Annotated in this window: 29 protein-coding genes; 13 read left to right on the top strand and 16 right to left on the bottom strand. The window is 61.8% G+C overall.

Going from position 1 to position 25,371, the window contains the following annotated elements; genetic code table 11:
• Nucleotides 1–125 precede the first annotated feature (125 nt).
• The 3 genes from WNY80_RS02505 to WNY80_RS02515 form a co-directional block, all read right to left on the bottom strand.
• Complete coding sequence (locus WNY80_RS02505; protein WP_342886292.1) at nt 126–884, bottom strand: ATP-binding cassette domain-containing protein; 759 nt, start codon at nt 882–884, stop codon at nt 126–128.
• Nucleotides 885–915: 31 nt separating this feature from the next.
• Nucleotides 916–2,037: an ABC transporter permease gene (locus WNY80_RS02510; RefSeq protein ID WP_342885762.1), complete on the bottom strand. Its 1,122-nt coding sequence runs from the start codon at nt 2,035–2,037 to the stop codon at nt 916–918.
• A 76-nt stretch (nt 2,038–2,113) separates the two neighbouring features.
• Complete coding sequence (locus WNY80_RS02515; protein ID WP_342886293.1) at nt 2,114–3,061, bottom strand: sugar ABC transporter substrate-binding protein; 948 nt, start codon at nt 3,059–3,061, stop codon at nt 2,114–2,116.
• 192 nt (nt 3,062–3,253) lie between these two features.
• Here WNY80_RS02515 and WNY80_RS02520 point away from each other — a divergent pair, with 192 nt between their 5' ends.
• Nucleotides 3,254–4,252, top strand: coding sequence for a LacI family DNA-binding transcriptional regulator (locus tag WNY80_RS02520; RefSeq protein WP_342885763.1), 999 nt, complete (start codon nt 3,254–3,256; stop codon nt 4,250–4,252).
• A 24-nt stretch (nt 4,253–4,276) separates the two neighbouring features.
• Here the strand turns inward: WNY80_RS02520 and WNY80_RS02525 are convergent, their stop codons facing one another.
• The gene (locus tag WNY80_RS02525) at nt 4,277–5,032 is read right to left on the bottom strand and encodes a hypothetical protein (protein WP_342885764.1); all 756 of its coding nucleotides are present in this window, start codon (nt 5,030–5,032) and stop codon (nt 4,277–4,279) included.
• Nucleotides 5,033–5,230: 198 nt separating this feature from the next.
• Between WNY80_RS02525 and WNY80_RS02530 the strand changes: the two genes are divergently transcribed.
• Nucleotides 5,231–6,142, top strand: a complete 912-nt coding sequence (locus WNY80_RS02530; protein ID WP_342885765.1) for a cation diffusion facilitator family transporter — start codon at nt 5,231–5,233, stop codon at nt 6,140–6,142.
• A gap of 151 nt (nt 6,143–6,293) precedes the next feature.
• Here the strand turns inward: WNY80_RS02530 and WNY80_RS02535 are convergent, their stop codons facing one another.
• On the bottom strand, nt 6,294–7,154 hold the full coding sequence (locus tag WNY80_RS02535; RefSeq protein WP_342885766.1) for an NAD(P)H-binding protein: 861 nt from the start codon (nt 7,152–7,154) through the stop codon (nt 6,294–6,296).
• 106 nt (nt 7,155–7,260) lie between these two features.
• On the opposite strand from WNY80_RS02535, the gene WNY80_RS02540 reads away from it, so the two are divergent.
• Nucleotides 7,261–8,169, top strand: a complete 909-nt coding sequence (locus tag WNY80_RS02540) for a LysR substrate-binding domain-containing protein (RefSeq protein WP_342885767.1) — start codon at nt 7,261–7,263, stop codon at nt 8,167–8,169.
• Between the two features lie 168 nt (nt 8,170–8,337).
• Here WNY80_RS02540 and WNY80_RS02545 read toward each other — a convergent pair whose 3' ends face one another.
• From WNY80_RS02545 to WNY80_RS02560, 4 genes are all read right to left on the bottom strand, one after another.
• On the bottom strand, nt 8,338–9,246 hold the full coding sequence (locus WNY80_RS02545; RefSeq protein ID WP_342885768.1) for a CHAD domain-containing protein: 909 nt from the start codon (nt 9,244–9,246) through the stop codon (nt 8,338–8,340).
• The gene (locus WNY80_RS02550; protein ID WP_342885769.1) at nt 9,243–9,719 is read right to left on the bottom strand and encodes a CYTH domain-containing protein; all 477 of its coding nucleotides are present in this window, start codon (nt 9,717–9,719) and stop codon (nt 9,243–9,245) included. The genes WNY80_RS02545 and WNY80_RS02550 overlap by 4 nt, the downstream gene beginning before the upstream one ends.
• Before the next feature lie 78 nt (nt 9,720–9,797).
• Complete coding sequence (locus WNY80_RS02555; RefSeq protein ID WP_342885770.1) at nt 9,798–10,100, bottom strand: hypothetical protein; 303 nt, start codon at nt 10,098–10,100, stop codon at nt 9,798–9,800.
• Nucleotides 10,093–10,632: a DUF6151 family protein gene (locus WNY80_RS02560; protein ID WP_342885771.1), complete on the bottom strand. Its 540-nt coding sequence runs from the start codon at nt 10,630–10,632 to the stop codon at nt 10,093–10,095. Before WNY80_RS02560 ends, WNY80_RS02555 begins: the two co-directional genes overlap by 8 nt.
• 96 nt (nt 10,633–10,728) lie before the next feature.
• Between WNY80_RS02560 and WNY80_RS02565 the strand changes: the two genes are divergently transcribed.
• Nucleotides 10,729–11,400 (top strand): TetR/AcrR family transcriptional regulator, encoded by a 672-nt coding sequence (locus tag WNY80_RS02565; RefSeq protein ID WP_342885772.1) that lies wholly within the window; start codon nt 10,729–10,731, stop codon nt 11,398–11,400.
• On the opposite strand, the gene WNY80_RS02570 is transcribed toward WNY80_RS02565, so the two are convergent.
• The 3 genes from WNY80_RS02570 to WNY80_RS02580 are packed head-to-tail and all read right to left on the bottom strand — an operon-like array spanning nt 11,393 to nt 14,580.
• A complete protein-coding gene (locus WNY80_RS02570) occupies nt 11,393–12,550 on the bottom strand; it encodes a Gfo/Idh/MocA family oxidoreductase (protein ID WP_342885773.1) in 1,158 nt (385 codons plus the stop codon). The two genes, WNY80_RS02565 and WNY80_RS02570, sit on opposite strands and share 8 nt — an antisense overlap.
• Nucleotides 12,551–12,564: 14 nt before the next feature.
• Nucleotides 12,565–13,455, bottom strand: coding sequence for a TIM barrel protein (locus WNY80_RS02575; protein ID WP_342885774.1), 891 nt, complete (start codon nt 13,453–13,455; stop codon nt 12,565–12,567).
• A gap of 12 nt (nt 13,456–13,467) precedes the next feature.
• Nucleotides 13,468–14,580 carry a Gfo/Idh/MocA family oxidoreductase gene (locus tag WNY80_RS02580; RefSeq protein ID WP_342885775.1) on the bottom strand — a complete coding sequence of 371 codons (1,113 nt, stop codon included), beginning with the start codon at nt 14,578–14,580 and terminating at the stop codon, nt 13,468–13,470.
• Nucleotides 14,581–14,718: 138 nt separating this feature from the next.
• Between WNY80_RS02580 and iolD the strand changes: the two genes are divergently transcribed.
• The 9 genes from iolD to WNY80_RS02625 all read left to right on the top strand — a co-directional run bounded on the left by iolD (nt 14,719) and on the right by WNY80_RS02625 (nt 22,520).
• A complete protein-coding gene (gene iolD, locus WNY80_RS02585) occupies nt 14,719–16,584 on the top strand; it encodes a 3D-(3,5/4)-trihydroxycyclohexane-1,2-dione acylhydrolase (decyclizing) (protein WP_342885776.1) in 1,866 nt (621 codons plus the stop codon).
• Between the two features lie 54 nt (nt 16,585–16,638).
• Entirely contained in the window at nt 16,639–17,619 is a 981-nt protein-coding gene (iolC, locus tag WNY80_RS02590) for a 5-dehydro-2-deoxygluconokinase (protein ID WP_342885777.1), read from the top strand.
• A 28-nt stretch (nt 17,620–17,647) separates the two neighbouring features.
• Nucleotides 17,648–18,490 (top strand): 5-deoxy-glucuronate isomerase, encoded by an 843-nt coding sequence (locus WNY80_RS02595; protein WP_342885778.1) that lies wholly within the window; start codon nt 17,648–17,650, stop codon nt 18,488–18,490.
• On the top strand, nt 18,487–19,329 hold the full coding sequence (locus tag WNY80_RS02600) for a class II fructose-bisphosphate aldolase (protein WP_342885779.1): 843 nt from the start codon (nt 18,487–18,489) through the stop codon (nt 19,327–19,329). Before WNY80_RS02595 ends, WNY80_RS02600 begins: the two co-directional genes overlap by 4 nt.
• A gap of 3 nt (nt 19,330–19,332) precedes the next feature.
• Nucleotides 19,333–20,322 (top strand): inositol 2-dehydrogenase, encoded by a 990-nt coding sequence (iolG, locus tag WNY80_RS02605; protein ID WP_342885780.1) that lies wholly within the window; start codon nt 19,333–19,335, stop codon nt 20,320–20,322.
• 194 nt (nt 20,323–20,516) lie between these two features.
• Nucleotides 20,517–20,954 carry a hypothetical protein gene (locus WNY80_RS02610; protein WP_342885781.1) on the top strand — a complete coding sequence of 146 codons (438 nt, stop codon included), beginning with the start codon at nt 20,517–20,519 and terminating at the stop codon, nt 20,952–20,954.
• 332 nt (nt 20,955–21,286) lie between these two features.
• Nucleotides 21,287–21,505: a hypothetical protein gene (locus WNY80_RS02615; protein ID WP_342885782.1), complete on the top strand. Its 219-nt coding sequence runs from the start codon at nt 21,287–21,289 to the stop codon at nt 21,503–21,505.
• Nucleotides 21,506–21,548: 43 nt separating this feature from the next.
• Entirely contained in the window at nt 21,549–21,968 is a 420-nt protein-coding gene (locus WNY80_RS02620; RefSeq protein WP_342885783.1) for a hypothetical protein, read from the top strand.
• A gap of 69 nt (nt 21,969–22,037) precedes the next feature.
• Nucleotides 22,038–22,520, top strand: a complete 483-nt coding sequence (locus WNY80_RS02625) for a helix-turn-helix transcriptional regulator (RefSeq protein ID WP_342885784.1) — start codon at nt 22,038–22,040, stop codon at nt 22,518–22,520.
• Nucleotides 22,521–22,660: 140 nt separating this feature from the next.
• Here WNY80_RS02625 and WNY80_RS02630 read toward each other — a convergent pair whose 3' ends face one another.
• The 4 genes from WNY80_RS02630 to WNY80_RS02645 all read right to left on the bottom strand — a co-directional run bounded on the left by WNY80_RS02630 (nt 22,661) and on the right by WNY80_RS02645 (nt 25,210).
• On the bottom strand, nt 22,661–23,215 hold the full coding sequence (locus tag WNY80_RS02630; protein ID WP_342885785.1) for a hypothetical protein: 555 nt from the start codon (nt 23,213–23,215) through the stop codon (nt 22,661–22,663).
• A 301-nt stretch (nt 23,216–23,516) separates the two neighbouring features.
• Entirely contained in the window at nt 23,517–23,750 is a 234-nt protein-coding gene (locus WNY80_RS02635; protein WP_342885786.1) for a hypothetical protein, read from the bottom strand.
• On the bottom strand, nt 23,747–24,409 hold the full coding sequence (locus tag WNY80_RS02640; RefSeq protein ID WP_342885787.1) for an acyl-homoserine-lactone synthase: 663 nt from the start codon (nt 24,407–24,409) through the stop codon (nt 23,747–23,749). Before WNY80_RS02640 ends, WNY80_RS02635 begins: the two co-directional genes overlap by 4 nt.
• A 45-nt stretch (nt 24,410–24,454) precedes the next feature.
• On the bottom strand, nt 24,455–25,210 hold the full coding sequence (locus tag WNY80_RS02645) for a LuxR family transcriptional regulator (protein ID WP_342885788.1): 756 nt from the start codon (nt 25,208–25,210) through the stop codon (nt 24,455–24,457).
• Nucleotides 25,211–25,371: the final 161 nt, after the last annotated feature.

The following is a 25,371-nucleotide window of genomic DNA, read 5'->3' on the forward strand; positions in this document are numbered from 1 at the left end:
AGCGGTTCGGAAGTTTCGGTTTCATGCCGGAAAACTGAAAATTGCGAAAGGAAAACGGTACCATAACGAAATGGCGCGGTTTGCCGCCGCGCCATCCGATTCCTGTGGAAAGACGTCCTGCGACGTCAGACCGTGCCGCCGAGCGAACTTTCCAGCGCCACCATTTCCTGGCCGCCTGCCATCAGGTCCTGCAACTCGTCAGGCGTGATCTGGCCGCGCTGGGCTGTTCCCAGCGTCTTGCCGCGATTGAGCACGGTGAAGCGGTCACCGACGGCCAGCGCATGGCGGACATTGTGGGTGATGAAGACCACGGCAATGCCGTCCTTGCGCACCTTGTCGATGGTTGCCAGCACGTTGGCGGTCTGGCGGACACCGAGCGCCGAGGTCGGCTCGTCGAGGATGAGCACCTTGGCGCCGAAATGCACCGCCCGGGCAATCGCCACGGTCTGCCGCTCGCCGCCGGAAAGCGTGCCCACGGCCTGGTCCGGCCCGCGCAGCGAAATGCCCATCTTCTTCATTTCTTCCATGGTCACGCGATTGGCGTGGGCATGGTCGAACAGCTTGATCGGACCGAACTTCTTTTCTGGCTCGTTGCCCATGAAGAAGTTGCGGCTCACCGACATCAGCGGGATCATGGCCAGATCCTGGTAGACGGTGGCAATGCCCGCGGTGATGGCGTCGCGCGGATCCTCGAAATGCATCGGTCTGCCTTCGAACAGGATCTCGCCGCTTGTCGGTTTGTGGACGCCGGACATGGTCTTGATGAAGGTGGACTTGCCGGCGCCGTTGTCGCCGAGCAGGCAGTGGCATTCGCCGGGGTAGATCTCCAGCGACACGCCGTTGAGCGCGATCACCGAGCCGAAATGCTTCTCGATGTTCTTCATTTCAATCAGGGGAGCGTGTTCGGTCTGCATCTTATCTCTCCCCCGTGATCATGCGTCGGATATAGGTGTTGAGCACCACGGCAAACAGCAGGATGACGCCGAGGAACACGCGGAACAGCGAGCTCTCGACATTGGCGAAGAACAGGCCTTGCTGGACGACGCCGAAGATCAGGGCGCCAAGCGCCGCGCCAATCACCGAGCCGTAGCCGCCGGTCAGCAGCGCGCCGCCGATGACCACCGCGATAATGGCCTCGAATTCCTTGAGCAGGCCGCGGTCCGCGCCGGCCGAGCCGAACTCCATGACCTGGCAGGTGGCAAACACGCAGGCGCAGAAGGCGGTGAACATGAACATCAGGATCTTGACCCGGTTGACCGGCACGCCGACATAGCGGGCGGCTTGGGCATCGCCGCCCGAGGCGAAGATCCAGTTGCCGAATTTGGTGCGGGTCAGGACAAAGTGGCCGAACGCCACCAGCACCAGCGCCCAGACGATCAGCATCGGAATGCCGTCGACCACCGGCTGTCCGGCACGATTTCCCCGTTCGAACACGGAAATGATGCCGGCGTCGCCGAGCCAGGTGAACAGGCCCTTCAGGATCTTGCCGCCAAACACGGCTGCCAGCCAGTCGCCTTCGGCTGCCTTGTCGATGCCGCCGATGATGGTTTTGCGTTCGATCAGCTGCGGCAGGTAGATGGTGAAGCCGCGCAGGATGAACAGGAAAGCCAGTGTGACGATGAAGCTCGGCAGTCCTGTGCGGACGACGATGAAGCCGTTGAGCGCGCCGATGGCCAGGCACAGCGCAAAGGTGATCAGGATTGCCTGCCATACCGGCCAGCCCAGCGTGATGGTGAAAATGGCGATCATCATGCCGGCAAAGCCGATCATCGAGCCAACCGAGAGATCGAATTCACCGGCGATCATCAGCAGGCAGGCGCCCACGGCGATGATCATGAATTGTGCCGAGACGACGGACCAGTTGAGAACGCCCTGGGAACTGAACATTCCACTGTCGCCGGCAAAGATTGCGAATAGCACGAACACGATAACCGCACCGCAGATGCCGCCAAGCTCGGGGCGGATCAGGGCTTTGCGCAAGGCCGATGTTTGCTTGATGCGTTCGTCGCTTGCAGGTGCGTCAGCCATATCGGACATGATGCCTCACAGACGTTGAAAATTCGGGAAAAAAGGGCAGCAACACCGATGTGCCACTGCCCAGTCAGGAGGAAACCTAGCGGTATTCGCCCGCGTATTTCTCAACCATTTCAAGACCGTCGGCGGTAACGAAGCCGGGGCCGGAGTTGATGTTGTTGCCCGGCAGGACGCCGTAGCGATGGTAGTTGGTCATCACCACCACCGGCAGATAGGCCTGCAGGAACGGCTGCTGGTCGATGCCCCAGTTGATGATGCCTGCCTTGATGCCCTCGACAATGTTGGCGCCCAGATCGAAGGTGCCGAAATAGATGTCGCCGGCCAGGCCGTTTTCCTGCAGCGCAAGCAGTGTCGGGTCGGCGCTGGTCGGGCCGAGCGTGAGCACGGCATCGGTGTCGGGGTTGGAATTGAGGTAGGCCAGCACGCGATTCTTGATTTCGGCCGGATCCTGTCCGGAATCGATCATCTGGTTGCCCAGTTCGACACCCAGGCCATCGGCGAAGCCCTGGCAGCGTTCGGTCGAGGCCGGCGAGGAGATGTAGTGGTTGACGCACAGGAACGAGCCGACGCCATCGCCCTTGGCGCGCAGGCCGGCGGCGTAGCCCGCATCATATTCGGGCTGGCCGACATACATCAGCGCGCCGACTTCGCGGGCCTGGTCCGGGGTGCCGGAATTCATGATGATGACGTCAATGCCGGAATCGACCGCGGCCCTGATCGGGCCGGACAGCACGTCGTAATCGGCGAGGGTGGTGATGATGCCGTTGGGGCCGGAGGCCGCTGCCTGCTCGATGATGCGGGCCATGTCGGCCAGGTCACCGGTGGGCGGATTGCGGTATTCGACTTCGACATCCATTTGCTTGCCGGCAAGCGCGATGCCGTTCTTGATGGTGTTCCACCAGCTGTCGCTGTCGGGTGCATGGCTGACGAGCACGTAGCGTTCGCCCTCGGCGGATGCGGTGGTGGCGCTCAGCACGGGTGCCGCGAACACCGCAACAGCCAATGCGAGCTTCTTTGTCAATGACATCATGATCTCCTCCCAGAGTTTTGTCGAATGCATGGAAAGGCCGGCCTCCCGCCGTCTCTCGATGTTCAGGAAACCACGAATCGCCGAATTTTGCAACCGGTTGCAAAACTGAATCCGAAATTCTTGCTTTCATTCGATTTTCTGGGCAGTAATGGGGCTGTATTGAGCCGGATGGACAGGAGACGCTGATCAATGCCGCCAACGCTGAAGGATGTCGCCGAACGGGCAGGGGTATCGCGCGCGGCCGTGTCCCGCACCTTCACCGATGGGGCATCGGTGTCTCCGAAAATGCGCCGGAAGGTGGAAAAGGCCGCCACTGAACTCGGTTACAGTCCCAATGCCCTTGCCTCGAGCCTGACCACCGGGCGGACCAAGCTGATCGGCCTGGTGTCGAACAACTTTCACAATCCGATCTTCCTCGAGGTGTTCGACCTGTTCACCCGCGGGCTGCAGGAGCGCGGGCTGCGGCCGCTGTTGGTCAATCTGTCCGATGAAACCGATCCGGCCAACTCGATCCGCATGCTCAGGCAATATTCGGTCGATGGCGTGGTGGTGGCGTCCTCGACGCTGCCGCCGGGATTTGCCAAGGCGTTCCGTGATGCCGGTGTGCCGGTGGTGCACAGTTTCGGCCGCTACGCCAGCTCCCCGGAAGTGCATGTGGTCGGCATCGACAACGCCGAATGCGGCCGGATGGCGGCGCGCGAACTGGTGCGGCGCGGCTATCGCGACGTGGCATTCCTGGGCGGGCCCGAATCCGCCACCTCGACCCAGGACCGGTTTCGCGGCTTCATGGAAGAGCTTACACATCACCCGGAGATTTCGGTGCGGCACTCCTTTGCCGAAGCCTATTCGTTCAATGCGGGACGGGCGGAGATGCTGGCCCGGCTCAGGGACAAGCCGGCCGAGGCCTATTTCTGCGGCGATGACGTCTTGTCGATCGGCGCGCTCAGCGCCGTTGCCGACAGCGGCCTCAACGTGCCAGGCGATGTCGGCATCATCGGGCTCAACGACATGGAGATGGCGGGTTGGGAGAACATCAATCTCACCACCATCCGCCAGCCTATCAGCCAGATCATCGATTCCTCGATCGAGCTGATCGTCTCGATGCTGGAAAACCCCGACCGCTATCCCGAAGCCCGGCTGTTTCCGTGCAAGGTGGTGGAGCGGGGGACGCTGAGACCGGTGGCCTGAGCGCCAGTCCGGACCGGTCGAAAATCACAGCATCAGCGCCTTGTCGACCAGCTCCTGCTTGCCCGGGTATTTCGAGGTGTCGACGCCGTTTTCTTCCAGGGCCGCGCGCAGTTCATCCTCGCCCAGCGCCTCGATCGCCTCGGCGGTCATCTTGAGGAAATTGATCTTGCGCCTGACCGGCGGATTGAGCTCGCCGAACACGCTGGTGTTCTCGAAGGCGAATTCGCGCGCATATTTGCCCATGAAATGGTCGAGGAAGGTGTTGAGTGCGGGCCTTACCCTCGGGTCACTGGTCATGTGGTTTTCACAGGCGCCGAGCGTTTCGACCATCAGCCTGGTCCAGCGCGCCGCGCCGCGCTCGTTCATCAGCTGGATGGCGTTGTGGGTGTGGTGAAAGCTCAGCCGGAAATCCGCGCCGTGATAGGCAGGGCCGCCGCCCATCACGTCGATCCACATCGAGGCCTGGGTGTTGATGTGGTGGTTGACCCCGCCGATGCGGGCAAAGACGGAGGTGAACCAGTCCTCGTCGGCAAACACGCGGGTGTAGAAATCCTCGACAATGCGGACGATCCGCTCCGGCCCGAGCACGGAAAACAGCTGCCAGAACTGGATCGGCCTCGAGAGGTCATTGGGGGCGTCGAGCGAGATGATCTGCGCCATGCGGTGCGCATCCGCGGGCAGCAGGTTCCGGGTGATGGCCGATGTGATGTAGTCCCGCTGGATTTTCTCGGACATGTAGCCATGCCGTGTCGGGAAATTCGGATAGGTGGTTCGGCTCACGCTTTGCGCCCTTGTGTTGCTTGATACCCGTATCTCATTCCCGGTCTATCTGGGGGAGCGGTTTGGTCAATGCAAATTCGAAGTGACAGTCTGTAACGGCCGGGGCAGGGAGCGGTTTGTGTTTTTTCCCGTGTACTTGCGGCGGCTGGAGGGAGTAAACCATGGGGACCGATTTCAGCGCGCAGGCGGAAGACGAGCATGGCAAAGCATCACCACCACCATCATCACATGGACCCCGATGCGGGCGACGCGCGTGTCCTGTGGGCGGTGATCGTCAATCTCGGCCTGACCGTGGCGCAGATCATTGGCGGCATCATCTCGGGCAGCCTGGCAATGATCGCCGACGCCATCCACAATCTGTCGGATGCGATGTCTCTGATCATCGCCTTCTCCGCCCGCAAGATTGCGCGGCGTCCGGCTGACGCAAGCATGACCTTCGGTTATGGACGGGCGGAAGTGGTGGCGGCGCTGATCAACTACACGACGCTGATCGTGATCGGGTTCTATCTGATCTACGAGGCGGTGATGCGCTTCATCGAACCCTCGGGCGTCGATGGCTGGCTGGTGGTGATCATCGCCGGCATCGCGCTTGCGGTCGATGTGGTGACCGCGGCCCTGACCTATTCGCTGTCAAAGGAAAGCGTCAATATCCGCGCGGCCTTCCTGCACAATGTCGCCGATGCGATGGGCTCGGTTGCGGTGATCTTCGCGGGAACCCTGATCATCCTTTACGACTGGCAGATCATCGATCCGCTGGTGACGCTTCTGATCGCCGGCTACATCCTGTGGATGTCGTTTGGCGAGATCGGCGGCGTCATCCGCATCCTGATGCTGGGCAGCCCGTCAGGGATGATCGCGGGGGAGGTGCTGAAGACCGTTGAAGCTGTCGATGGCGTCTCGGGTGTGCATCACCTGCACCTGTGGCAGATGCAGGAGCACGAGGCGGCGCTGGACGCGCATCTGGTCATCGACGCCGGCCGCTGGGGCGACGCCGACGCGATCAAGCAGGCGGTCAAAGACCGGCTCAAACAGGATTTCGGTGTCGGCCATACGACGCTGGAACTGGAATGCTCGAAGCATGCCTGCGTGGGGGCGGTTGCGATCGGGTGAGGGGGGGATGGTGGCGGTGAATGGTGCTTTCGGCCCATTGCTGCCGTTGGGCCGAGACTTGTGAAATGGCGCGCTCGCGCCCAGAGCAGTCGTTGCAGACGCTTTAAAGCTGATGTTCAACTGTCTCCGCACAATAACAAGACAACGCGCCTTAAAGCTTTGACGTCAGGAAGGTGCGAATGGTCTCGGGGGCTCGTTGCAGTATCCTGGCCAGCGTAGGATCGACCACTTCAAATTCTCCAGCACGCGCTGCCCGATAATAGCCCAGCATCACAGCGATGGAACCTTCTGGCACCCCTGCAGCGCGGGCCTTCGCTTCCATTATTTCTTCACGCACGATACTCCGCAAGATTGGCTTGCCCAGAATGTCTCCGGCAAGCTTCGCAAGGGCGGCAAGGTCCAAAGCCTCACCCCCGGTCAGGGGCGGTGTCGGGCCGTCGATCACTTCGGTGCCGGCCAGCAAGGCTGCGTCGGCGGCGGCAAGATCATCGTGGGTCGCCCAGGCGACCTTGCCGTCTTCCGGTCCCTCCAGCCTACCAGCGTCAAAACCGCGCGCGTTCAGCATCAACGCACTCTCGGCGTAAAAACCGTGGCGCATAGAAGTCCAGGCTAGCCCCGATTCTGCCAACATCTTCTCCGTAGCAGCGTGGTCTCTACCAGGCGGGAAATGTGAGGCCTCTGCGCTCGACACCTGGCTGGTGTAGAAAATGCGCTCCACGCCGACTTCACCCGCAACACGTATGGCGGTGGCATGTTGTTCCAGGGGATTGCCGCCCGTGGCGGCCGCATTCGATGAGATCATCAGAAGATTCCTGGCACCGGCCCAGGCATGGCGCAGGCTTTCGGCATCATTATAATCCCCTTGACGCACGCGCACCCCGCGTGCCGAAATGTCGGCTACTTTTGACGGGTCGCGTACGCTGACGCCGATGCTTGCGGCCGGGACATGCAGCAAAAGGTTTTCAACGATCTTGCGACCGAGTTTGCCGGACGCACCTGTAACGATGAACATGGGGTTGTCTCCTGAATTTGCTTAGCGCCAAGCGCTGGGATCAGGGGCAATCTAATTGTTATCGAATTCTTTGATAATCGATTGAAATTCGAATAGCCTGTTCTCCATGAAGAACAATGTATCTCCGAATGATCTCATGGTGTTTCTCACCGTCCTGAATGAAGGCGGTTTCCGGGCCGCAGCGAAACGGCTGGGCGTTGCGCCCTCCAAAATCAGCACGACGGTCTCGCGGGTCGAGACACAGCTCGGCTTGCCGCTTCTCCTGCGCACGACCCGAAGCGTCCGGGCCACAGAACAGGGTCGTGCGCTGGCAGCCCGCATTCAGCCGCTGTTGGCGGAAGTGGATGCAGCCTGCCTTGAAACGGCAAGTTCGACGGACCGTGTGCAGGGACATTTGAAACTCAACGTACCAGGTGCTGTCATGCCGGACATCCTGCCGCCCCTTCTCGTGGAATTTCAACGCAGACATCCGCAAGTGGAAGTCGAAATCGTGGTGGAGAACAATCTTGTCGACATCATCGCTGCCGAATGTGACGCGGGCATCCGGTATGGCACGTCCATCGAGAAAGACATGATTTCCATTCCAGTCGGTCCACGCGTCCAGGAGATCGCGCTTGCTGCGTCGCCCGCTTACATGAAGGAGTATGGCCATCCTGAGAACGCTGCTGAACTGACAGAGCATTATGCGATCCGCTACAGATTATCCGGGGGACCTCTCTTACCCTGGATTTTGCGAAACGGGGACGAAACGGTCCAGGTCAGCCCCATGACGCGACTGGTTCTAAGTGTGAATGCCTTGAACACCGGCTTGAGCTACGCGCGCGCTGGACTGGGCATCATTGCCACCTTCCGCAACTGGCTCGAAGACGATTTTGGCGCCGGAATTCTGGTCCCTGTCCTGCCTGACTGGTGGGCTGAACAAGAAGGCCCGAGGCTCTACTATCCAAGCCGCTTCACGTCGACGCCGTTACGCGCATTCATCGATGTCTGCCGGAGCCCAACTACAACTGGGTGAAGGTTTGTCTGCGTCTGCTTATGGTATTCCCCGTCATTCGCCCGATGCAGTGAACTTCCGCTTTCCGCCCAACTCAGCCATCATCGTCGCAGCGGGAAATCAGTAGCCATCCACCCAAAACATCTCCGCCCGCACGGCTATCGGGTCTGCGCGACAAGGTTCTCCCATTTACCCCGCCGCATCCCGCCACAATGCCGCAATGCGGGCTTCGAGCACGTCCGGGGCGTCCCTGAGCAGGTTGCTGACGGTCTTGCGGACCTCATCGTGCAGGCGGGTCGAACGTGTAATCATGCAGACGCGCAAGACCGCGATTTCGGCTTCGTCGCCGATGGTGTCCGGGTCGGTGGCGATCAGGGTCTTGAGCGCGTCGAGATCGTGCGCATCGCCCAGCGCCTCGCCGGCGAGGTCGGCGATTCCGGCGCGCAGGGCCATTTCGCCGGGCCAGGCACGGCTCAGCAATTGCACATGCATGCGGTGATACTTGATGCGCTTGCGCAGGTCGTGCCAGTCGGCCGCATTGCCGCTCTCGACAGCCGTCTCCAGCGCCGAAACCGCCTTGCCGTAGTTTCTTGCGGTGGCCTTGGCCAGCACAGCGACGGCCTTTTGCCGGCTACGGGGCAGGCGCAGATCGCCAAGCGCTTCGATCCCGTCCTGGCAGGTGGCGATGGCCACGGTGATCCTGGCTTCGAGATCGGTCTCTTCCGTGGCGATGCAGTCGCGGCGTGCTGCCAGACGGGCGCGGATGGCTGAGAGCGCCGGCCGGTTTTCGCCCGCAGCGCCGGAGGCGAGCAGATGGTCGAGCGCCTCGACCAGCGCCGTGGCGTCGCGCACCGCCGACAGCGTGGCGGCGACGTCGCGCAGCCGGGCATTCTCCCGGGCTGAAAATTCCGGAGCCGCACCGCGGATCAGCCGCAGCAGGCCTCGCAGCCGCTTGAAGCGCTTGCGGGCGTCGTGGATGGCCTGATAGGGACCGTCCGGCTGGCGGCGCAGAATGTCGATCGCGCTCCGGTACTGGATTTCTGCGATGCGAACGACTTCACGCTCCAGCGGCTTGCCGGGCCTGATGCGGTAGCTCATGGTTGGAAATCCGCGGGCAGGCCGTTGATGGCCAGCATGGCGTTCGACCAGGCCGCTTCACCGGTGACTTCGCGCCCGAGCCAGGCGGGCAGGGCCGGGGCGTCGCTTTCCGAGCCCATCTCGACCTCGGCGGTGACGAGGCCTGCAAGCCGGGCCTCATAGACGTCGACTTCCCAGGCGAAGCCCTCGACATTGACGATATGGCGGGTTTTCTCGACCAGCCGCCCGCGGCTGGCGTCAGCCATTTCGCGCGCATCGGCCAGCGGGACGGGATACTCGAATTCGTGCCGGGTCATCTCCGACACGCCGACCTTGACCGCCAGCCAGGCGCTTGTGCCGTCATAGATGCGCACCCGCAGCGAGGTGTCGCCATCGATGGCGACATAGGCCTGGACGATGGATCTCGATGTCTCGACAGCGTCGCGCCAGCTGTCGTTCTCGACGAGGAATTTGCGTTCGATTTCAAGGGCCATGGCCCATCTTTGACCGGATGGACCGGTTTTGCAATCGGCGTCAGGGGGCGGGGCCATAGTCGCCCCGACGCAGTGACGTTACCTGCAGCGATAGAGCCGCACCGGTTTGGCGCTGCCGCGTGCGATCACGCCCTTTGCCTCGAGATCGAGCTGGACGGCCTTGAGCCACCAGCCGGCCTTTGCTCCGCCGGGGAAGAGTTCGGGCGAGAGATGTTCCAGCAGCGCGGCTTTCGCTTCGGCCACGGTGACACCCGGGCCTGTCTCCGGCAGAACCGGGAGCAGCGCCTCGCGCATGGCCATGTATCTGGCGCGATTGACCCGCTGAACGTGGTGCGGCGAGGTAATGCTTTGGATTTCGATCCGGTCATCGGCGTCAGACATTGAGCTCTCCCTCGACGGAAAATTTCGGGTTTCGGAACCGCATCCTGATCCATGCGCCAAGGAGCAGGGCGTAAAACCGCAAGGAATGCCGCTTCAGGTTCGGCACATCATCGGGCAGGACGGAGGGGTCCTCGAGATCGCCGGTCATGGTGCGCATTTCAACCGGCGGCCGCGCTCTCTCCGGCCAGAGCCCGGTGTAGAAACTCAGCCAATGGCCGCCGGTGAACTCCAGGAACACCGGCGTGTTGCAGCAGCTGGCGACGACGCGCCGCGTTGGAGCACCGGGCGACAGGCGGAACTGGCGCAAAGATTGTGCGCCGGAGACTATCTCGACGCGGTCCTTGCGCTGTATCACCAGCGCGGTCGCGCCCTTGTCGTCGACGATCAGAGGGGAGCCTGGAAGGGTTTGGAGAATTTGTGCGGCTGCGCGGCAGCTGGTGCACAGGCATTCAACGCTGGCGACCGGCGGGCCTGCAAGGCGCATTTTCACCTGGCCACAGGCGCAGGCCAGTGTCTGGCTATCGGTCATCATGTCCTCCGGTTTTCCTATTAACTAGACTGGACAGTCCAGTTTGATTTGTCAACAGGAAGTGCTAGGTTCGGCTCTCGAAACGGCAAGGGCAGGGACATGGTGAACGGTGCTTCGACACGCGTCCGGCGCAGCCGGGAGAAAATACTCGCGGCTGCCGAACAGGTGTTTCTGCATGCGGGATTTCTCGGCGCAAACATGGATTCGATTGCGGAAAAAGCAGCTGTCTCCAAGCAGACAGTCTACGCGCATTTCCAGTCGAAGGAGGTGCTTTTTCTGGAAGTGATCGAGGCGATGACCGGCGGTGCGGCACGAACAATCGGCGAAAATGTCGAAGACCGGCTCGATGATCGCCCGGTGCGGGACTATCTCACGGCGGTGGCAATTGACCAATTGAGCGTCGTCATGACACCACGACTCATGCAGTTGCGCCGCATGGTCATCGGCGAAACCGGGCGGTTTCCGGAGCTTGGACGCTCGCTCTACGAAAACGGGCCGCTGGTCTCGATCCGGCGGGTTGCCCGGGCGCTCGCCCATTACATGGCGCTCGGCCAGATCCGCGATTGCGATCCGTTTGGCGCTGCCACCCAGTTCAACTGGATGGTGATGGGGGCTCCGACCAACGCCGCCATGCTGCTGGGCGACAGCGCGATCCCCTCCCGGTCGGAGCTTCACGCCCACGCGCATGAGGCGGTGCGGATCTTCCTGTCCGCCTACGCCATGCCGGCCGATGCCGGTGCCGGGCCTGTTGTCCCGCCAGCGGCTACCTGAACATCGGCGGCCGTGCGTCGATCCAGCTGCCGTCGGCCTTGCCCGATTCCGCCACCGCGAAGACCGCGGCCATCGAGCGCAGGCCGTCCTCGGCGCGGGGGTAGAGATTGGCGGCGGGGTCGATGGCGCGGCCGTCCTTTTCGGCGCGGATGGCCTCGGCCAGGTCGTGATAGATGTTGGCAAACGCCAGTGGCATGCCCTCGGCGTGGCCGATGGTGACGCGGGAGGTGCGGTCGGCTTCGGGGGAGAGGCCTGCCTCGCCGCGCTCGATTGTCTGCAAGCGTTCACCGAGCGGCATCCAGTAGAGCTGGTTGGGCTGCTCCTGGGCCCATCTGAGCCCACCTTTTTCGCCAAACACCTGCAGCGTCAGCCCGTGCTGGCGGCCGATGGCGATGGACGAGGTCCAGAGCCGCCCGACGGTGCCGCCTGACAAACGGAAATTGACCATGGCGTCGTCTTCGAGTTCGCGGCTTGCGATGCAGGAGACGGTGTCGGCGGAGAGTCTTGTCACTTCCTGGCCGGTGACGAAGCTCGCCATGTGCAGCGCGTGGATGCCGCAATCGGCGAACTGTGCCGAGACCCCGGCCTGGGCCGGATCATAGCGCCAGCGCACACGGGGATTGTCGGCATCTGCCGCATCGGCATGGTGGCCATGGGCGAACTCGGCCTTGACCAGCCGGATCTGGCCGAGATCGCCGCGCGCCACCATTGCCTTCATGTGGCGCACCAGCGAATAGCCGGAATAGCCGTAATTGACGGCGCAGATTTTCCCGGTCGCGCGCGCGGTGCGGACAATGTCCTCGCCTTGCTCGACGGTCATGGTCATCGGCTTTTCACAAAGCACGTGAAAACCGGCATCGAGATAGGCCTTGGTGATCTCGTAGTGGGTGGCGTTGGGGGTGGCCACCGTGACCAGATCGACACGATCGGGGCGGTTGCGTTCGCCCTCAAGCATCTCGCGCCAGTCGCCATAGGCGCGGTCCGCTGCCAAACCCAGCCGCTGACCATAGTCACGGCCCGCATCGGGGCGGTGGTCGAGTGCGCCGGCGGTGAATTCGAATTCGCCGTCAAGGCCGGCGCCCAAGCGGTGGGCCGGTCCGATCTGGCTGCCTTCGCCGCCACCGATCATTCCCCATTTGAGTTTTGTCATGTCGTGATTCCCGCTTAAAAACCGATGGATTGCAGATAGGCGCGGTTGGCCCTGGCGTCGCCCACCGGATCGGGGTCGAGCAGCGGATCGCAATCCTGCTCCACCGTGCACCAGCCTTCAAAGCCGTTGTCGATGAGGATCTGCCGCACGGCCGGAAAGTCGACGTCGCCATCGCCGAGATTGCAGAAAATGCCCTGGCCGCAGGCATCGTAGAAGCCGGTGCGGCTGGCAATCGCTGCCGCCTTCACCTTCGGGTCGATGTCCTTGAAATGCATATAGGAAATCCGGTTGATATGGCGCTTCATGAAGGCCACGGGATCGAACCCGGCATAGGAATGGTGGCCGGTGTCGAAGCAGATCTTGAGAATTTTCTCGTCGACCTCGTCAAGCAGCCGTTCGAGTTCGGGTTCGAAATCGATGAAGCCCGCGGCATGGGCGTGCATGCCGACGGTGAGGCCGTATTCCTCGGCACCGAGTTTGGCCACGGTGGCGATGCGGTCACGGAACGCCGTCCATTCGGCCTTGTCCATCTGTTCGGCCTCGCTGGCGCGTCCGGCGGTGGGGGCGCGGCGCGGCGAGATCGAATCGATCAGCACAAGGTGCTGTGCGCCGTGGGCCACCAGTGCCTTGCAGGTACGCACCGCGCCATCCATCACGTCGTCCCACTGGTTGGCATCGTGGAAGGCGCGAAACACCACGCCGCCGATCAGTTCCAGTCCGTTTTGATCAAGCGCCTCGGCGAGGATTGCCGGGTCTTCCGGCATGAAGCCAACCGGGCCGAGCTCGATGCCGGTGTAGCCGGCTTCCGCGCATTGTTTCAGCACCGTCTGCCAGGCCGGGTTGCGCGGGTCGTTTGCGAATTCCACACCCCAGGAGCAGGGCGCATTGCCGATTTGAATTGTCATGGTTTGCTGCTTTCACGCCTGCTTTGTGTTGTCGATGGATTGCCAGGTTTTGCTGCGTGACGAGGCAAATGCCGCCGCCACGACTTCATTGACCGCGAGCCCGTCGCGGAAGCTTGGCCAGACCGGTTCGCCGGTTTCGATGGCGCGAAGGAAATCCCGCGCCTCGATGATGATCTGGTCCTGGTAACCGGTGCCGTGGCCGGGGCCCTGGCAGAACGGCAGATAATCTGGATGGGACGGGCCGGTGAGGATCTTGGTAAAACCGCGCGTGGCTTCCGGCTCGTCCATCTTGTAGAGCCACAGCGCGTTCTGGTCTTCCTGGTCAAACCGGATCGCGCCTTTCGTGCCGGTGATTTCGTAGGCGTAGCCCATCTTGCGGCCTGTCGCGATGCGGCTGAAATGCATCTGTCCCATGGCGCCATTGGCAAAGCGGCACATCATCTGGCCCTGGTCGTCATTGCTGACGGTTCCGCCGGGGCGGGTGGCGTGAACGGTCTCGATCTCGGCAATCAGCGATGTGACCGGGCCGACGAGAGCCAGCGCCGCGTTGATCATGTGCGGGGCGAGGTCGCCCATGGTGCCGTTGGCGTCACCCGTGGTGCGCCAGCTGGCAGGCGTTTGCGGGTCGGCGAGGAAATCCTCGGTGTGTTCGCCGCGAAACCAGGTGATCTCGCCGATGGCACCTTCGGCGATCAATTGCCGGGCGAACTGGCTGGCAGGCGTGCGGATATAGTTGAAGCCGACCATGTTGGCGGCAGTGCCTTTCTCCGCCGCTTCGACCATGGCGCGGCTGTCTTCCAGCGTTGCGCCCATCGGTTTTTCACACAGCACCGGCTTGCCGAGCGCGAAGGCGGCTTCGGCAATGGCGCGATGGGTGGCTTGCGGCGAGGCGATGATAATGGCCTCGACCTTGGGGTCGGCGACCAGTTCCTGCCAGTCGCGCGCCGCACGGTGGAAGCCGTAGGCGGCGCGGTAGCGCTCGGCGGATTGCGGTGAACCGGCGGAGACCATTTCAAGGCGTGGCCGCAGGGCAGTGTCAAACACCGCGCCGACAGCCGCCATCGCCACCGCATGGGCCTTTCCCATATAGCCGCCGCCAACAATGCCAACGCCAATTTCACGCATAATCGGGTCCATATTGAAATTCAGTTTGCAACCGGTTGCAAATTTTGTATCTTCGGAATCCAAGTTTCGCAAGCGGCATTTTGGGAACCGGAAACAATCCGGAGAATCTGCCACTGATATCGGGAGGTTACAGCGCTCATGAGTGACGAGACCGTTCGGCTGACGACAGCGCAGGCGATTATCAAGTATCTCGCCAACCAGTTTATCGAGATCGATGGCGAGGAAATGCGGCTGTGCGGCGGCGGCTTCGGCATCTTTGGTCACGGCAACGTCACCTGCCTGGGTGAAGCGCTGTATGGCCATCGCGATGTGCTGCCGCTCTATCGCGGCCAGAACGAGCAGAGCATGGGCTTTGCCGCTGCGGCCTATTCGAAACAGTGGCTCCGCCAGCGCTTCATGTTCTGCACCGCGTCGGCCGGGCCGGGGACAGCGAACCTGCTGACGTCTGCGGCGCTTGCACATGCCAACCGCTTGCCGATGCTGATGCTGTGCGGCGACATCTTCATCACCCGTCTGCCCGACCCGGTGCTGCAGCAGCTGGAGCATTACGGCAATCCGACACTCGGGGTGAATGATGCCTTCAAGGCGGTGAGCCGGTTCTGGGACAGGATCACCCATCCGGCGCAGATCATCCAGTCGCTGCCTGCGGCAATCGCCACAATGCTTGACCCGGCCGATTGCGGCCCCGCGTTCCTGGGCTTGCCGCAGGATGTGCAGGGCTGGGCCTATGATTATCCGGTGGAGCTGTTTGCCAGGAAGGTGCACCGCATCCGACGGCAGGCGCCCGATGCGGATGAAATTGCCGACGCTGCGATGCTGATCAAGTCCGCCAGGCGGCCGGTGATCATCGCCGGGGGCGGCGTGCAGTATTCGCGCGCCACGGCGGAACTGACAGCCTTTGCCGAGGCGCACCGGATCCCGGTGATCGAGACCATCGCCGGGCGGGCCAATCTGCTCGATACGCATCCGCTCAACATCGGCCCGGTCGGTGTCACCGGCTCGGACAGCGCCAATGCGGTTGCCGAAAAGGCGGATGTGATTCTGGCGGTCGGCACACGGATGCAGGATTTTACCACCGGGTCCTGGACCGCGTTTGACAAATCCGCCCGCATCGTCTCGCTCAACGCCGCCCGGCATGATGCCGGCAAGCACCTGTCGCTGCCGGTGGTGGGCGACGCGAAACTCGGGATTGCGGCTCTGGGTGCGGCGCTTGGTGGCTACAGCGCGGCTTCGAACTGGACCGGGTTTGCGCAAGAGCAGCGCAAGGCCTGGAATGCCTACGTCGAGGGCAACGTCGCGCCGGGCAACCGGCCCAATTCCTATGCGCAGGCGATCGGCGTGGTCAACGCGCTGTGCGATCCGCGTGACCGGGTGGTCACCGCCGCCGGCGGGCTCCCGGCGGAAGTGACTGCCAACTGGCGCACACTGTCGCTCGGCACGGTCGATGTCGAGTTCGGCTTCTCCTGCATGGGCTACGAGATCGCAGGCGGCTGGGGCGCGCGGATTGCGCAGTCCGAGCGCGAACCGGACAAGGACACCATCGTGTTCGTCGGCGACGGCGCATACCTGTTGATGAATTCCGACATCTATTCCTCGGTGCTGTCGGGCAAGAAGCTGATCATTCTGGTGCTCGACAATGGCGGTTTCGCCGTCATCAACAAGCTGCAGAACAACACCGGCAACGAGAGCTTCAACAATCTGATCGCCGATTGCCCGACGGTGGCTGAGCCCTTCGCGGTGGATTTCGAGGCCCATGCGGCGTCGATGGGGGCGATTGCCGAGACCGTGTCCAATCCTGCCGAACTGGGTGAAGCGTTCAAGCGTGCCAAGGCGAGCGCAAAGACCCATGTCATCGTCATGAAGGTCGATGCCTATGACGGCTGGACCACGGAAGGCCATGCCTGGTGGGAAGTGGGCACGCCGCACGTGACCACAAATCCCAAGGTGAAGGCCGCGCATGAAGAGCAGGAAGCCACCCGCGTCAAACAGCGCAAGGGTGTCTAAGATGAACTGCACCGTCTTGCCCACATGCGCAGTCCGGACTTCCGGGAGCCCGAGATGAGCGTTCTTGATGGCATCAAGGCGCGCAACTTCCTGGTCATCGGCCGCGTCGGAATGGACCTGTCGCCCGATCCTGCCGGGACCCGCACCCGGGATGCGAGTTCGATGATGGTGGCGATGGGCGGTTCAAGCGCCAACATTGCCGCCGGCCTCGTCAAGCTGGGCTGCAAGGCGGCGCTGGTAACCAAGGTTTCGGATGACGCGGTTGGCTGGTATTGCCTGAACCAGCTTGATCACTACGGCGTCGACCGCACCCATGTGCATGCGATCAGCGGTGAATGCCGCACCTCGCTTGCCGTCTACGAAACCCGGGTGGAGGAGCATCAGAGCGTCATCTACCGAAACAATGCCGCCGATTTCCAGATGGACATCGCCGATGTCGAGGCGGTCGATTACAGGAGCTACGGCGCGCTGATCACAGCCGGCACCGTGTTTGCCGCCGAGCCCTCGCGCTCGGCCACGTTCCGGGCTTTCGAGCTGGCGCGCGCCGCGGGCCTGCCGATCATCTTCGATGTCGATTACCGGCCCTATTCCTGGCCGTCTGCGCAAGTGGCCGAAGAGGTCTTGTCGCGTGCCGGCGCCATGGCCGACGTGATTGTCGGAAATGACGAGGAATTTGGCTTCATGGCCGGCGGTATCGACAAGGGACTGGCCAAGGCACGCGAGCTCGCCAATTCCAGCGCCGGCATCGTCATCTACAAGATGGGGCCGGATGGAGCCGTGGCGTTCGCAAATGGTCGCGAACTGCGCACCGGGATCTACCCGGTCAAGGCGCTCAAGCCCACCGGCGCGGGTGACAGTTTCATGGCTGGCCTGCTGGCATCGCTTTCGGAAGGCCGGGAGCTAGAGGACGCGGTGCTGCGCGGCTCGGCCTGTGCCTCCATCGTCGTCTCCCGGCCCGGCTGTGCGCCTGCCATGCCGACACCTGACGAACTCGAGGCCTTCCTCACCACCCATCCCGGCCCGACGCCTGTCTGAGCCCCTATTGTCTGAAAGGACCAGAACCATGCATATCGCGCCCTACAACAATGAGAACAAGCCGATCGTCGATGTCGACAACGCCTGTGTTCCGCTCAATTACTTCAACATCGTCAAGCTGAAAAAGGGCGAGGCGTTCGAGTACCAGGTGCCCGGCTACGAAACCTGTATCGTGCCTGCCACCGGCACAGTCGATGTCAATGTCGAGGGCGTTTCCTATGCCAAGCTCGGCAATCGCGGCGTCGATGTCTGGGACGGCGAGCCGGAGGGGGTTTATGTTCCGGTCGGCGCCAAGGTGACGATTGTCTGCGTTTCGGACCAGACCGAGACCTTCATTGCTGGCGCGAAATACGACAAGGTGCTTGAGCCGTTCGATGTGCGCGCCGACGGGCTCGACCTCGTGCAGTACGGCTCGGACGACACCAAGACCCACCGCAAGATCAAGCATATTCTTGGCCAAAAGCATCACGGCAAGGTCGGGCGTCTGCTGGTGAGCGAGCTGTTCACGGTCGGGCAGGGCGGCTGGTCGGGGTTCCCGAGCCACAAGCACGACACCGACCGTCTGCCCGACGAGACCCGTCACGACGAGACCTACAATTTCCGCTTCCGGCCGAATTACGGCTCCGGCGTGCAGATGCTGCAGCGTGAGGACAACAAGCCGGGCAACGCCTATCACATCGTTGACGGCTCGACGATCTGCCTCGACAAGGGCTACCACCCGTGCTGCGTGCTGCCTGGCTACGAGATGTATTATTTCACCATTCTCGGCGGTCTCAGCCAGCGCTCGCTGGTGCAATATTTCCAACCCACCCATGCCTACCAGATCGAGACCATCCCGGGCATCAAGGATATGGTGGCAAAGTTCAAATGAGCATCGCCACGCTTGCCGAAGTCTTGCAGCCTGCCCTGAAGGGTGGATATGCGGTTGCCGGTCTTGTCACACTCGGCTGGGAGGACATGCGCGCCTATGTGGCCGCCGCCGAAGCAGAGGGCGCACCGGTGATCCTGCAGGCCGGGCCTTCCTGCCGGGCGCACACACCGTTGCCGGTGCTGGGCAAGATGTTTCGCCACCTTGCGGAAAATGCCGGCGTGCCGGTCGTCGCTCATCTTGACCACGGCTATACGTATGACGAGTGCAAAGAAGCGCTCGACAGCGGTTTCACCTCGCTGATGTTCGACGGCTCGCGCAAGGAGCTTTCGCAGAACATCGAGGAGACTGCGGCGATCGCCGAGATGGCGCACAAGGCGGGCATCTCGTGCGAGGGCGAGATCGGCTTTGTCGGCTATTCCGGTGGCGAGAATTCGGCCGGGACCGATCCCGAGGAAGCCGCAAAATTCGCCCGCGAGACCGGCGTTGATGCCATGGCGATCTCGGTCGGCAATGTGCATCTGCAAGAGGACAAGCAAGGCGGGCTCGACGAGCCTCGGATTCGCGCCATCGAAGCGCTGACGACTGTGCCGCTGGTCATCCATGGCGGTTCCGGCGTTCCGTTGGCGCAGCGCACGGCGCTTGCCACCGGGTCGAGTATCTGCAAGTTCAATATCGGCACCGAGCTCAGGATGGCCTTTGGCGCCGCCCTGCGCGAGGCGGTCAACCGCGATCCGGACCGGTTTGACCGGGTGACGATCCTGAAGGAAACCCACGATCCGGTGATGGCTGCCGCCCGCACCATCATCCGCGCCTTCGGCGCACCAGCAAGGAAAGCCTGAGGCATGCTCAATATCGGTATTCTGGGTTGCGGCCGCATTGGCCAGGTTCACGCCGGCAGCCTGCAGCACATCGCAACCGCGCGCGTCGCCGCTGTCGCTGACGCCTTCCCCGATGCGGCCAATGCGCTTGCCTCGAAAACCGGCGCGACGGTGATGACAGCCGGGGAGATGATCACGAGCCCTGGTATCGACGCGGTGGTGATCGGCACACCGACCGACACGCATTTCGACCTGATTCAGTCGAGCGCCAAGGCTGGCAAGGCGATCTTCTGCGAAAAGCCCGTCGACATGTCGGCTGACCGGATTCGCGAGTGCATCAAAACCGTTGAGGCCGCGGGCGTACCGTTCCTCACCGGCTTCAACCGCCGCTTCGATCCTGGCTTCGCCGGCCTCCAGGCCCGCATTGCCGCAGGCGAGATCGGCGATGTCGAACTGGTCACCATCCTGTCGCGCGACCCGTCACCGCCGCCGGTCGCCTATATCAAAAGTTCAGGCGGGCTGTTCCGTGACATGATGATCCATGATTTCGACATGGCGCGGTTTCTGCTGGGCGAGGACATCGTCCGCGTCTTTGCCACCGGTTCGGCGCTGGTCGATCCGGCCATCGGCGAGGCCGGCGATGTCGATACCGCCGTGGCGGTGCTGACCACGGCGTCGGGCCGGATCTGCCAGATTTCCAATTCGCGCCGCGCCACCTATGGCTACGACCAGCGCGCCGAAGTGCATGGATCGCTCGGTCTGCTCAAGGCCAACAATGTGCCCGAGAACAATGTCGAGATCGCCACCGGTGCGGGGGTTTGCGCGGCTCCGGCGCAGCATTTCTTCCTCGAGCGCTATGCCGGGGCCTACCGCGCCGAAATGATGCATTTCATCGAGTGCCTGACAGCGGGGACCGTGCCATCACCGGGCATTCGCGACGGCCTTGCCGCGCAGCTGATCGCCGATGCGGCAGCAACGTCGCTGGAAACCGGTATCCCTGTCGATCTGGGCTGAGCAGCCGCAGGTCGCCATTCGAGCCTTGCGGCGGCGTATAACTCAGGTTCATGGCCCTCGAACCCGGGTTTGAAAACCGCCAAATCAACCTTTGGCAGATGGTTTGGCCGGGCGGGTTGCGACATTTCTTTCTCACCGGACTGGCGAACACAACGTTGTTTGCCTGCCGGCCAACCGAGAAGGAAATTTTGCCAATGTTCAGAAAAACAACTCTTTCGGCTCTGCTTTCCGGCGTGTTCATCATGTCCACGCCAATGGCCTCCCGCGCCCAGCAGGTTGATGGCGGCTTCGTGTTCAGTGAGACGCTCCAGACATCCATCGATGCATTCCGGTCGAGCCTGGAAAACTTTCGTGCCGAAATCGGTTCGGCAGTTGAAGGGTTGGGGGCTGAAGACCGGCAGGAGGTTCTTGCCGCCCATGCCGCGGAAGCAAGAGCGTTGCAGCAAGCCGCGCGCAGCCTGAACGTCCAGGCTGCTGCCGAGATGGCGGAGGCCGGTTTCGAACCGTCGAAGGGCAGTCCGGTCGGCCTTGGCATTGGCCAGGAAGGCGGCCGCGGCGGACCTGGTGGCCGCGGTGGCGAAGGCCCTGGTGGTGAAGGCCCCGGTGGTGAAGGCCCTGGTGGCCGTTCCTGACGTCTGTATTTGAACGAAACGGCACCAGGTGCCGGAGCTTATGCCCCACACGATGCTTCGGTATCTGGTTCCTGTGCCCCGGAACGCTGTTCCGGGGTATCGAGAAAGGAAGAGAACAATGTTGCGATTTCCGAACCCGGCCCAGATGCAGTTTGCCATGGGCCTGTTCTTCCCGGTCTGCATGGTTGCGCGTGAGTTGATCGCGAACGCGGATGTGCTTCGGCACGCCCTTATCTGAACAGGTTTTACCCAGGTGGCGAAGCCCCACACTTCGGCACCTGGGCCCCTTACACCGGAATGCCGGCCTGGCTTTCCCAGACAGGAAATGAACAATGTTGCGACTTTTGAACCCTGCCTATCTGCAGCTTGCGGTGGTCCTGCTGTTCCCCAGCAGCATGATTGCCAGTCAACTGCTTTCGAACGCCTATTCGCTCTACCAGTACGCACATGATGACGCGCGAACGGTAAATCCTTTGCAGGTATCCGCTTCATGGATGCCACAGGACGTTGTTTTGTCGCATTCCTATCGTGTATGGACGGGCGAGTTGTGACAATGCCTGATCCGGCGCCTGCGATCGGGAAGAGAGAACTGATATGAACCGGTCCTTGCTTTACATGGCCATATTTACGCTGACGCTCGCAGGCCCCTTGCAGGCGCAAACGCTGAGCCCCGGGTTCTCGGAGCTGCTCGAGGAGCAGGGGTTCGTCGTGTTGTCCAAACGCTATACCTGGCTCGGACGGATCGTCGTCAATGTTTCCAATGGTCTGTATGAGCGCGAGATTCTGATTTCCCGCGGATCGAACCAGATCCTGCAGGACAACTGGACAAGGGTCGAGCCTGGCCCGGCGGAAACGGGCGGCGGGGCCTCTCGAAAAATCCTGAGAGATCCGAGACGTGGCGGTGCCGATCGTGGCCGTCCCGGCGGGCTGGCTGGGCCTGGTGGCCCGGCCGGACCAGCCGGGCCAGGCGGGCCTGCAGGCGGACCGAGCGGGCCTGGCGGACCTGGTGGCTAGTCCTGATCATGGAGAATTTGCCGCCACCTTTCGTCAGCAGTCACGCCCGGGCCGAATGAGAATGAAGCATTGAAACAATCCAACCTCTTCCTCTGGTTCTTCGTCGCAATTCAGGTCTTGTGCGCGGGAGCATTCGTGGTGAGCCTGGCGATGTCAATTCTCGGCCTGCAGCGAACCGGCGCGAGTTGGCAGTTGCGGGAAGCGCTCGAGATATCGGCAAGCCTCGGGCTGGTGATCGGATCGGTCCTGGGCATGCGGTCGGTCGTGCAGGCGCGCCGCAGCCAGATGCATGCCGAGGAGGCCCTGCGCTCGGCATCGGGCGCCTTCGCCATGGTGGTGAATGAAAAATTCGAGCGATGGGCGCTGACAAGGGCCGAGCTCGATGTCGCCTGGCTGGTGATCAAGGGGTTTTCGATCCGGGAGATCGCCGAGCTGCGCGGAACGTCTGAGGGAACCATCAAGTCCCAATGCAATGCCATATACCGAAAGGTTGGTGTCAGCGGCCGCGCGCAGCTGCTGTCGCTGATCGTCGAGGACCTGTTGCTCGATTGAATGGCTGCATCCGGCAATTTTGCCATCTGCCGAAGCCGTGCCCCTTCAAATGAAACCGCCCCCGGCAGGTTTGACTGCCGGAGGCGGGAAAGTGCTGAAACACTTTTGAACTGAATTGTCGGTCTGCCGGTTGGCCCCGATCAGGCGGCTTTTGCCGTCTTGGGAGCCTGGCCGGAAACGTTCTTGGTGATGGTATCAAGCGCCCACTGCTTGATCTGGGCCTCGAGTTCCTCGTTGCGCTTGCGCAGCGAGTCGACCTCGATATCCATCTTTTCGCGCTCGGCCTGCTGGTAGGCGTCGAGCTGTTCCTGCAGTTCCTTGTTGTGCGCCTTGAGAGTTTCGATGTCCTGGCTGCTCATTGCATCCAGGTTGTTCTGCAAGGTGAGGATCTGGGAGGTGATCTTCGATTTGAATTCGTTCAGCGCGGCGACCTGGGCCGAAAGTTCATCAAGGTCGGCGCCGGATTTGGGCGACATGAACATCGCGGCGATGGACATGAGCGCGAACAGCGGCACCAGAACGATGGCGGAGCCTGCGAGTGTGTGGATCAGGCCCATGTGTCCGACATCGAACATGGCAGCGAAAAACAACGCGCCAAGCGTGATGGCGGCGACGCCGAGAACTTTCGAAATCAAACCCATCGTGTCGCCTTTGTTGCTCTGAGTATTGGTCTTGTCTGATTTCTGGGCAGCCACGGTGAACTCCTAACGCGATAACACACAGATTGTTGATGTAGACCAGCGCAGGGATGGGGCGCGCCCCGGCAAGGGCAGGCGGTGACATGCAAGCGCGGTCTGAACCGGTATTCCAACATGCCTGGATCTGATGTGATCGAACTGGCGGGCGAGAGTGCATCATGCTTCCCCTGAGAGGGGTCTCGCACCAGCAAGCTAGCAGCATGGGTTTAAAGAAATGTGAAAACCGGCAGATAGTTAATTGTTATGAAAACCGGCTAACCGCGCCGCGCGATTGGGAGGTCACGCGGCGCATTCCGGGTCACATGCGGTCCATGTCGTCGCGGTTCTGGGATTTGCGTTGCTCGGACTCCGGCGTTTCAAAGCAGGCTTCGACTTCCATGCGTGCCATCTTGATCAGGTAGGACAGGAACTTCGTGTCCGCGCGCGATTGAGCCTTGCCGGTCTGGCGCGTGAGTTCATGCGCGCCCGCCAGAAGGGCCTGGATTTTCAACAGCGTGACTGTCTGATCAATGCTTGCCGGCTTGTCGCTCATGTAACAGCCTCGATTGCAGGGTGTTGCGATGGCTTGATGAATGGCAATTGCGTGCCGTTGCGGACCAGCAAGGGGCGGTCGATGGAGGCGTGGGCGCGGCCCTTTTTCAGTGCTGTTTCGGTGACCTCGACATAGGCGACCAGGCACCAGTCGCCCGAAAGGATGCGTGGCAGGCCGGCGGGAATGACCTTCCACCCCAGGTCAAGCCAGCGCTTGATCAGGAACTGCTGCAGCACGCCGCCGGTGTGGGTGATCCCTTCATCAAGGCAGTATTCCATCACCGCGCAGAACATCTGTCCGAGAATTCCGGTGGCGCCGACGCCGCGGTATTCGGGAAGAACATAGGTGCGGGTCCAGTCGGCCCATTCGGGACTGCACGGAAGACCGATGTTGTCGCACATGTGCGGGAACCTTTCGGACACAAGGTTCGGAATGGTCGTCGGCATCAGCCGGGCCGAGGTGACCACGCGGCCCTCCAGCATCCCGAGCAGATAGGTGGCCTGGGCTGTATCGAAAGGGTCGAGTTCCAGGCCGTCGTCGCTGATCGGGACCCAGCGATTGGCCACGGCGTAATAATCGTGGCGGCGCCTGAGAAATTCCTCAAACTCGCTTTCATAGAGATGTCTGTTCTGGGCGTTGACAACATGAGCTTCGATCATCTTTCTCCCCCTTCGGTTGCAGAGAAAAAAGACTAAGCGTCTGGGTTAGTGAAAGTCGCCTAGCGATTCCGCCAGTTGACCAAGGGTGATCTCACCTTGTTGAAGTGCGCGTACGACAGCGTGTGTCGTGTTGGTAGCGTTGAGCTTGGTGCGGATCTGGGCGGTGTGATAGCGCACCGTTTTCTCGCTGATGCCGAGGATGACCGAGACATCCCAGCAGGACTTGCCGGCCGAGGTCCACAGCAGCACCTCGCGCTCGCGGGTGCTCAGTTTGCCGCGCGCCGGCCGCTTTTGCTGGCGCCGTTCAATGGCGGAGGAGGTGTAGATCGCCATCAGGTTGAGAGCGCCACGCTCCTTCTGGCTCAGTATCAGCCTTTTCGGGGCGGCGAAGGAGATCGCCGAAAGCCATTCATCGCGCGAGAAAACCGGCACGATATAGCCATCGACCAGGCCGTGCTCGGCGGCTTCGCCGGCAATCCGTGCGGCGCCGTCACGCGAGGTAAAGCCCGGCTGCACGTCGTGCCAGACAAAGGGCGACATGGTGGAATACACCTGCTGGCAGACGGCATCTTTCTTGGCGTAGTCGAGCTCGACGTAACGGTTCCACCATTCTTGCGGAAACCGGTTGGTCTTGACCAGCGGGTCGATGGAATTGTTGCCGACCGGAAGGCCGGTGTAGATCATGTGTTCGATGCCGAAATCGCCGACAACCTGCAAAAGGTCATCAAGAAGGTGATCAATCGAAATGTGATTGTCGACCCGCTCGATGAACTCGAAAACCGTTTTTTCCTGCGCGCCCATTGAAAAATCCGAAGTCAAATAGCCTTGTGAATGACCTGAATCAGTCATTCGATGCATACAAGGTAACCCTAAAATTGTATGGCGCAAACACCTAAGCTCAACAATACAGAACAAGTAGTCATCGGACGCATCGGAAAATCGTGGATTCCAACCGGCGCCAG

Origin of the sequence: Hoeflea sp. AS16 (assembly GCF_038900095.1) — a bacterium.
In the GTDB taxonomy this organism is placed as follows: domain Bacteria; phylum Pseudomonadota; class Alphaproteobacteria; order Rhizobiales; family Rhizobiaceae; genus Hoeflea.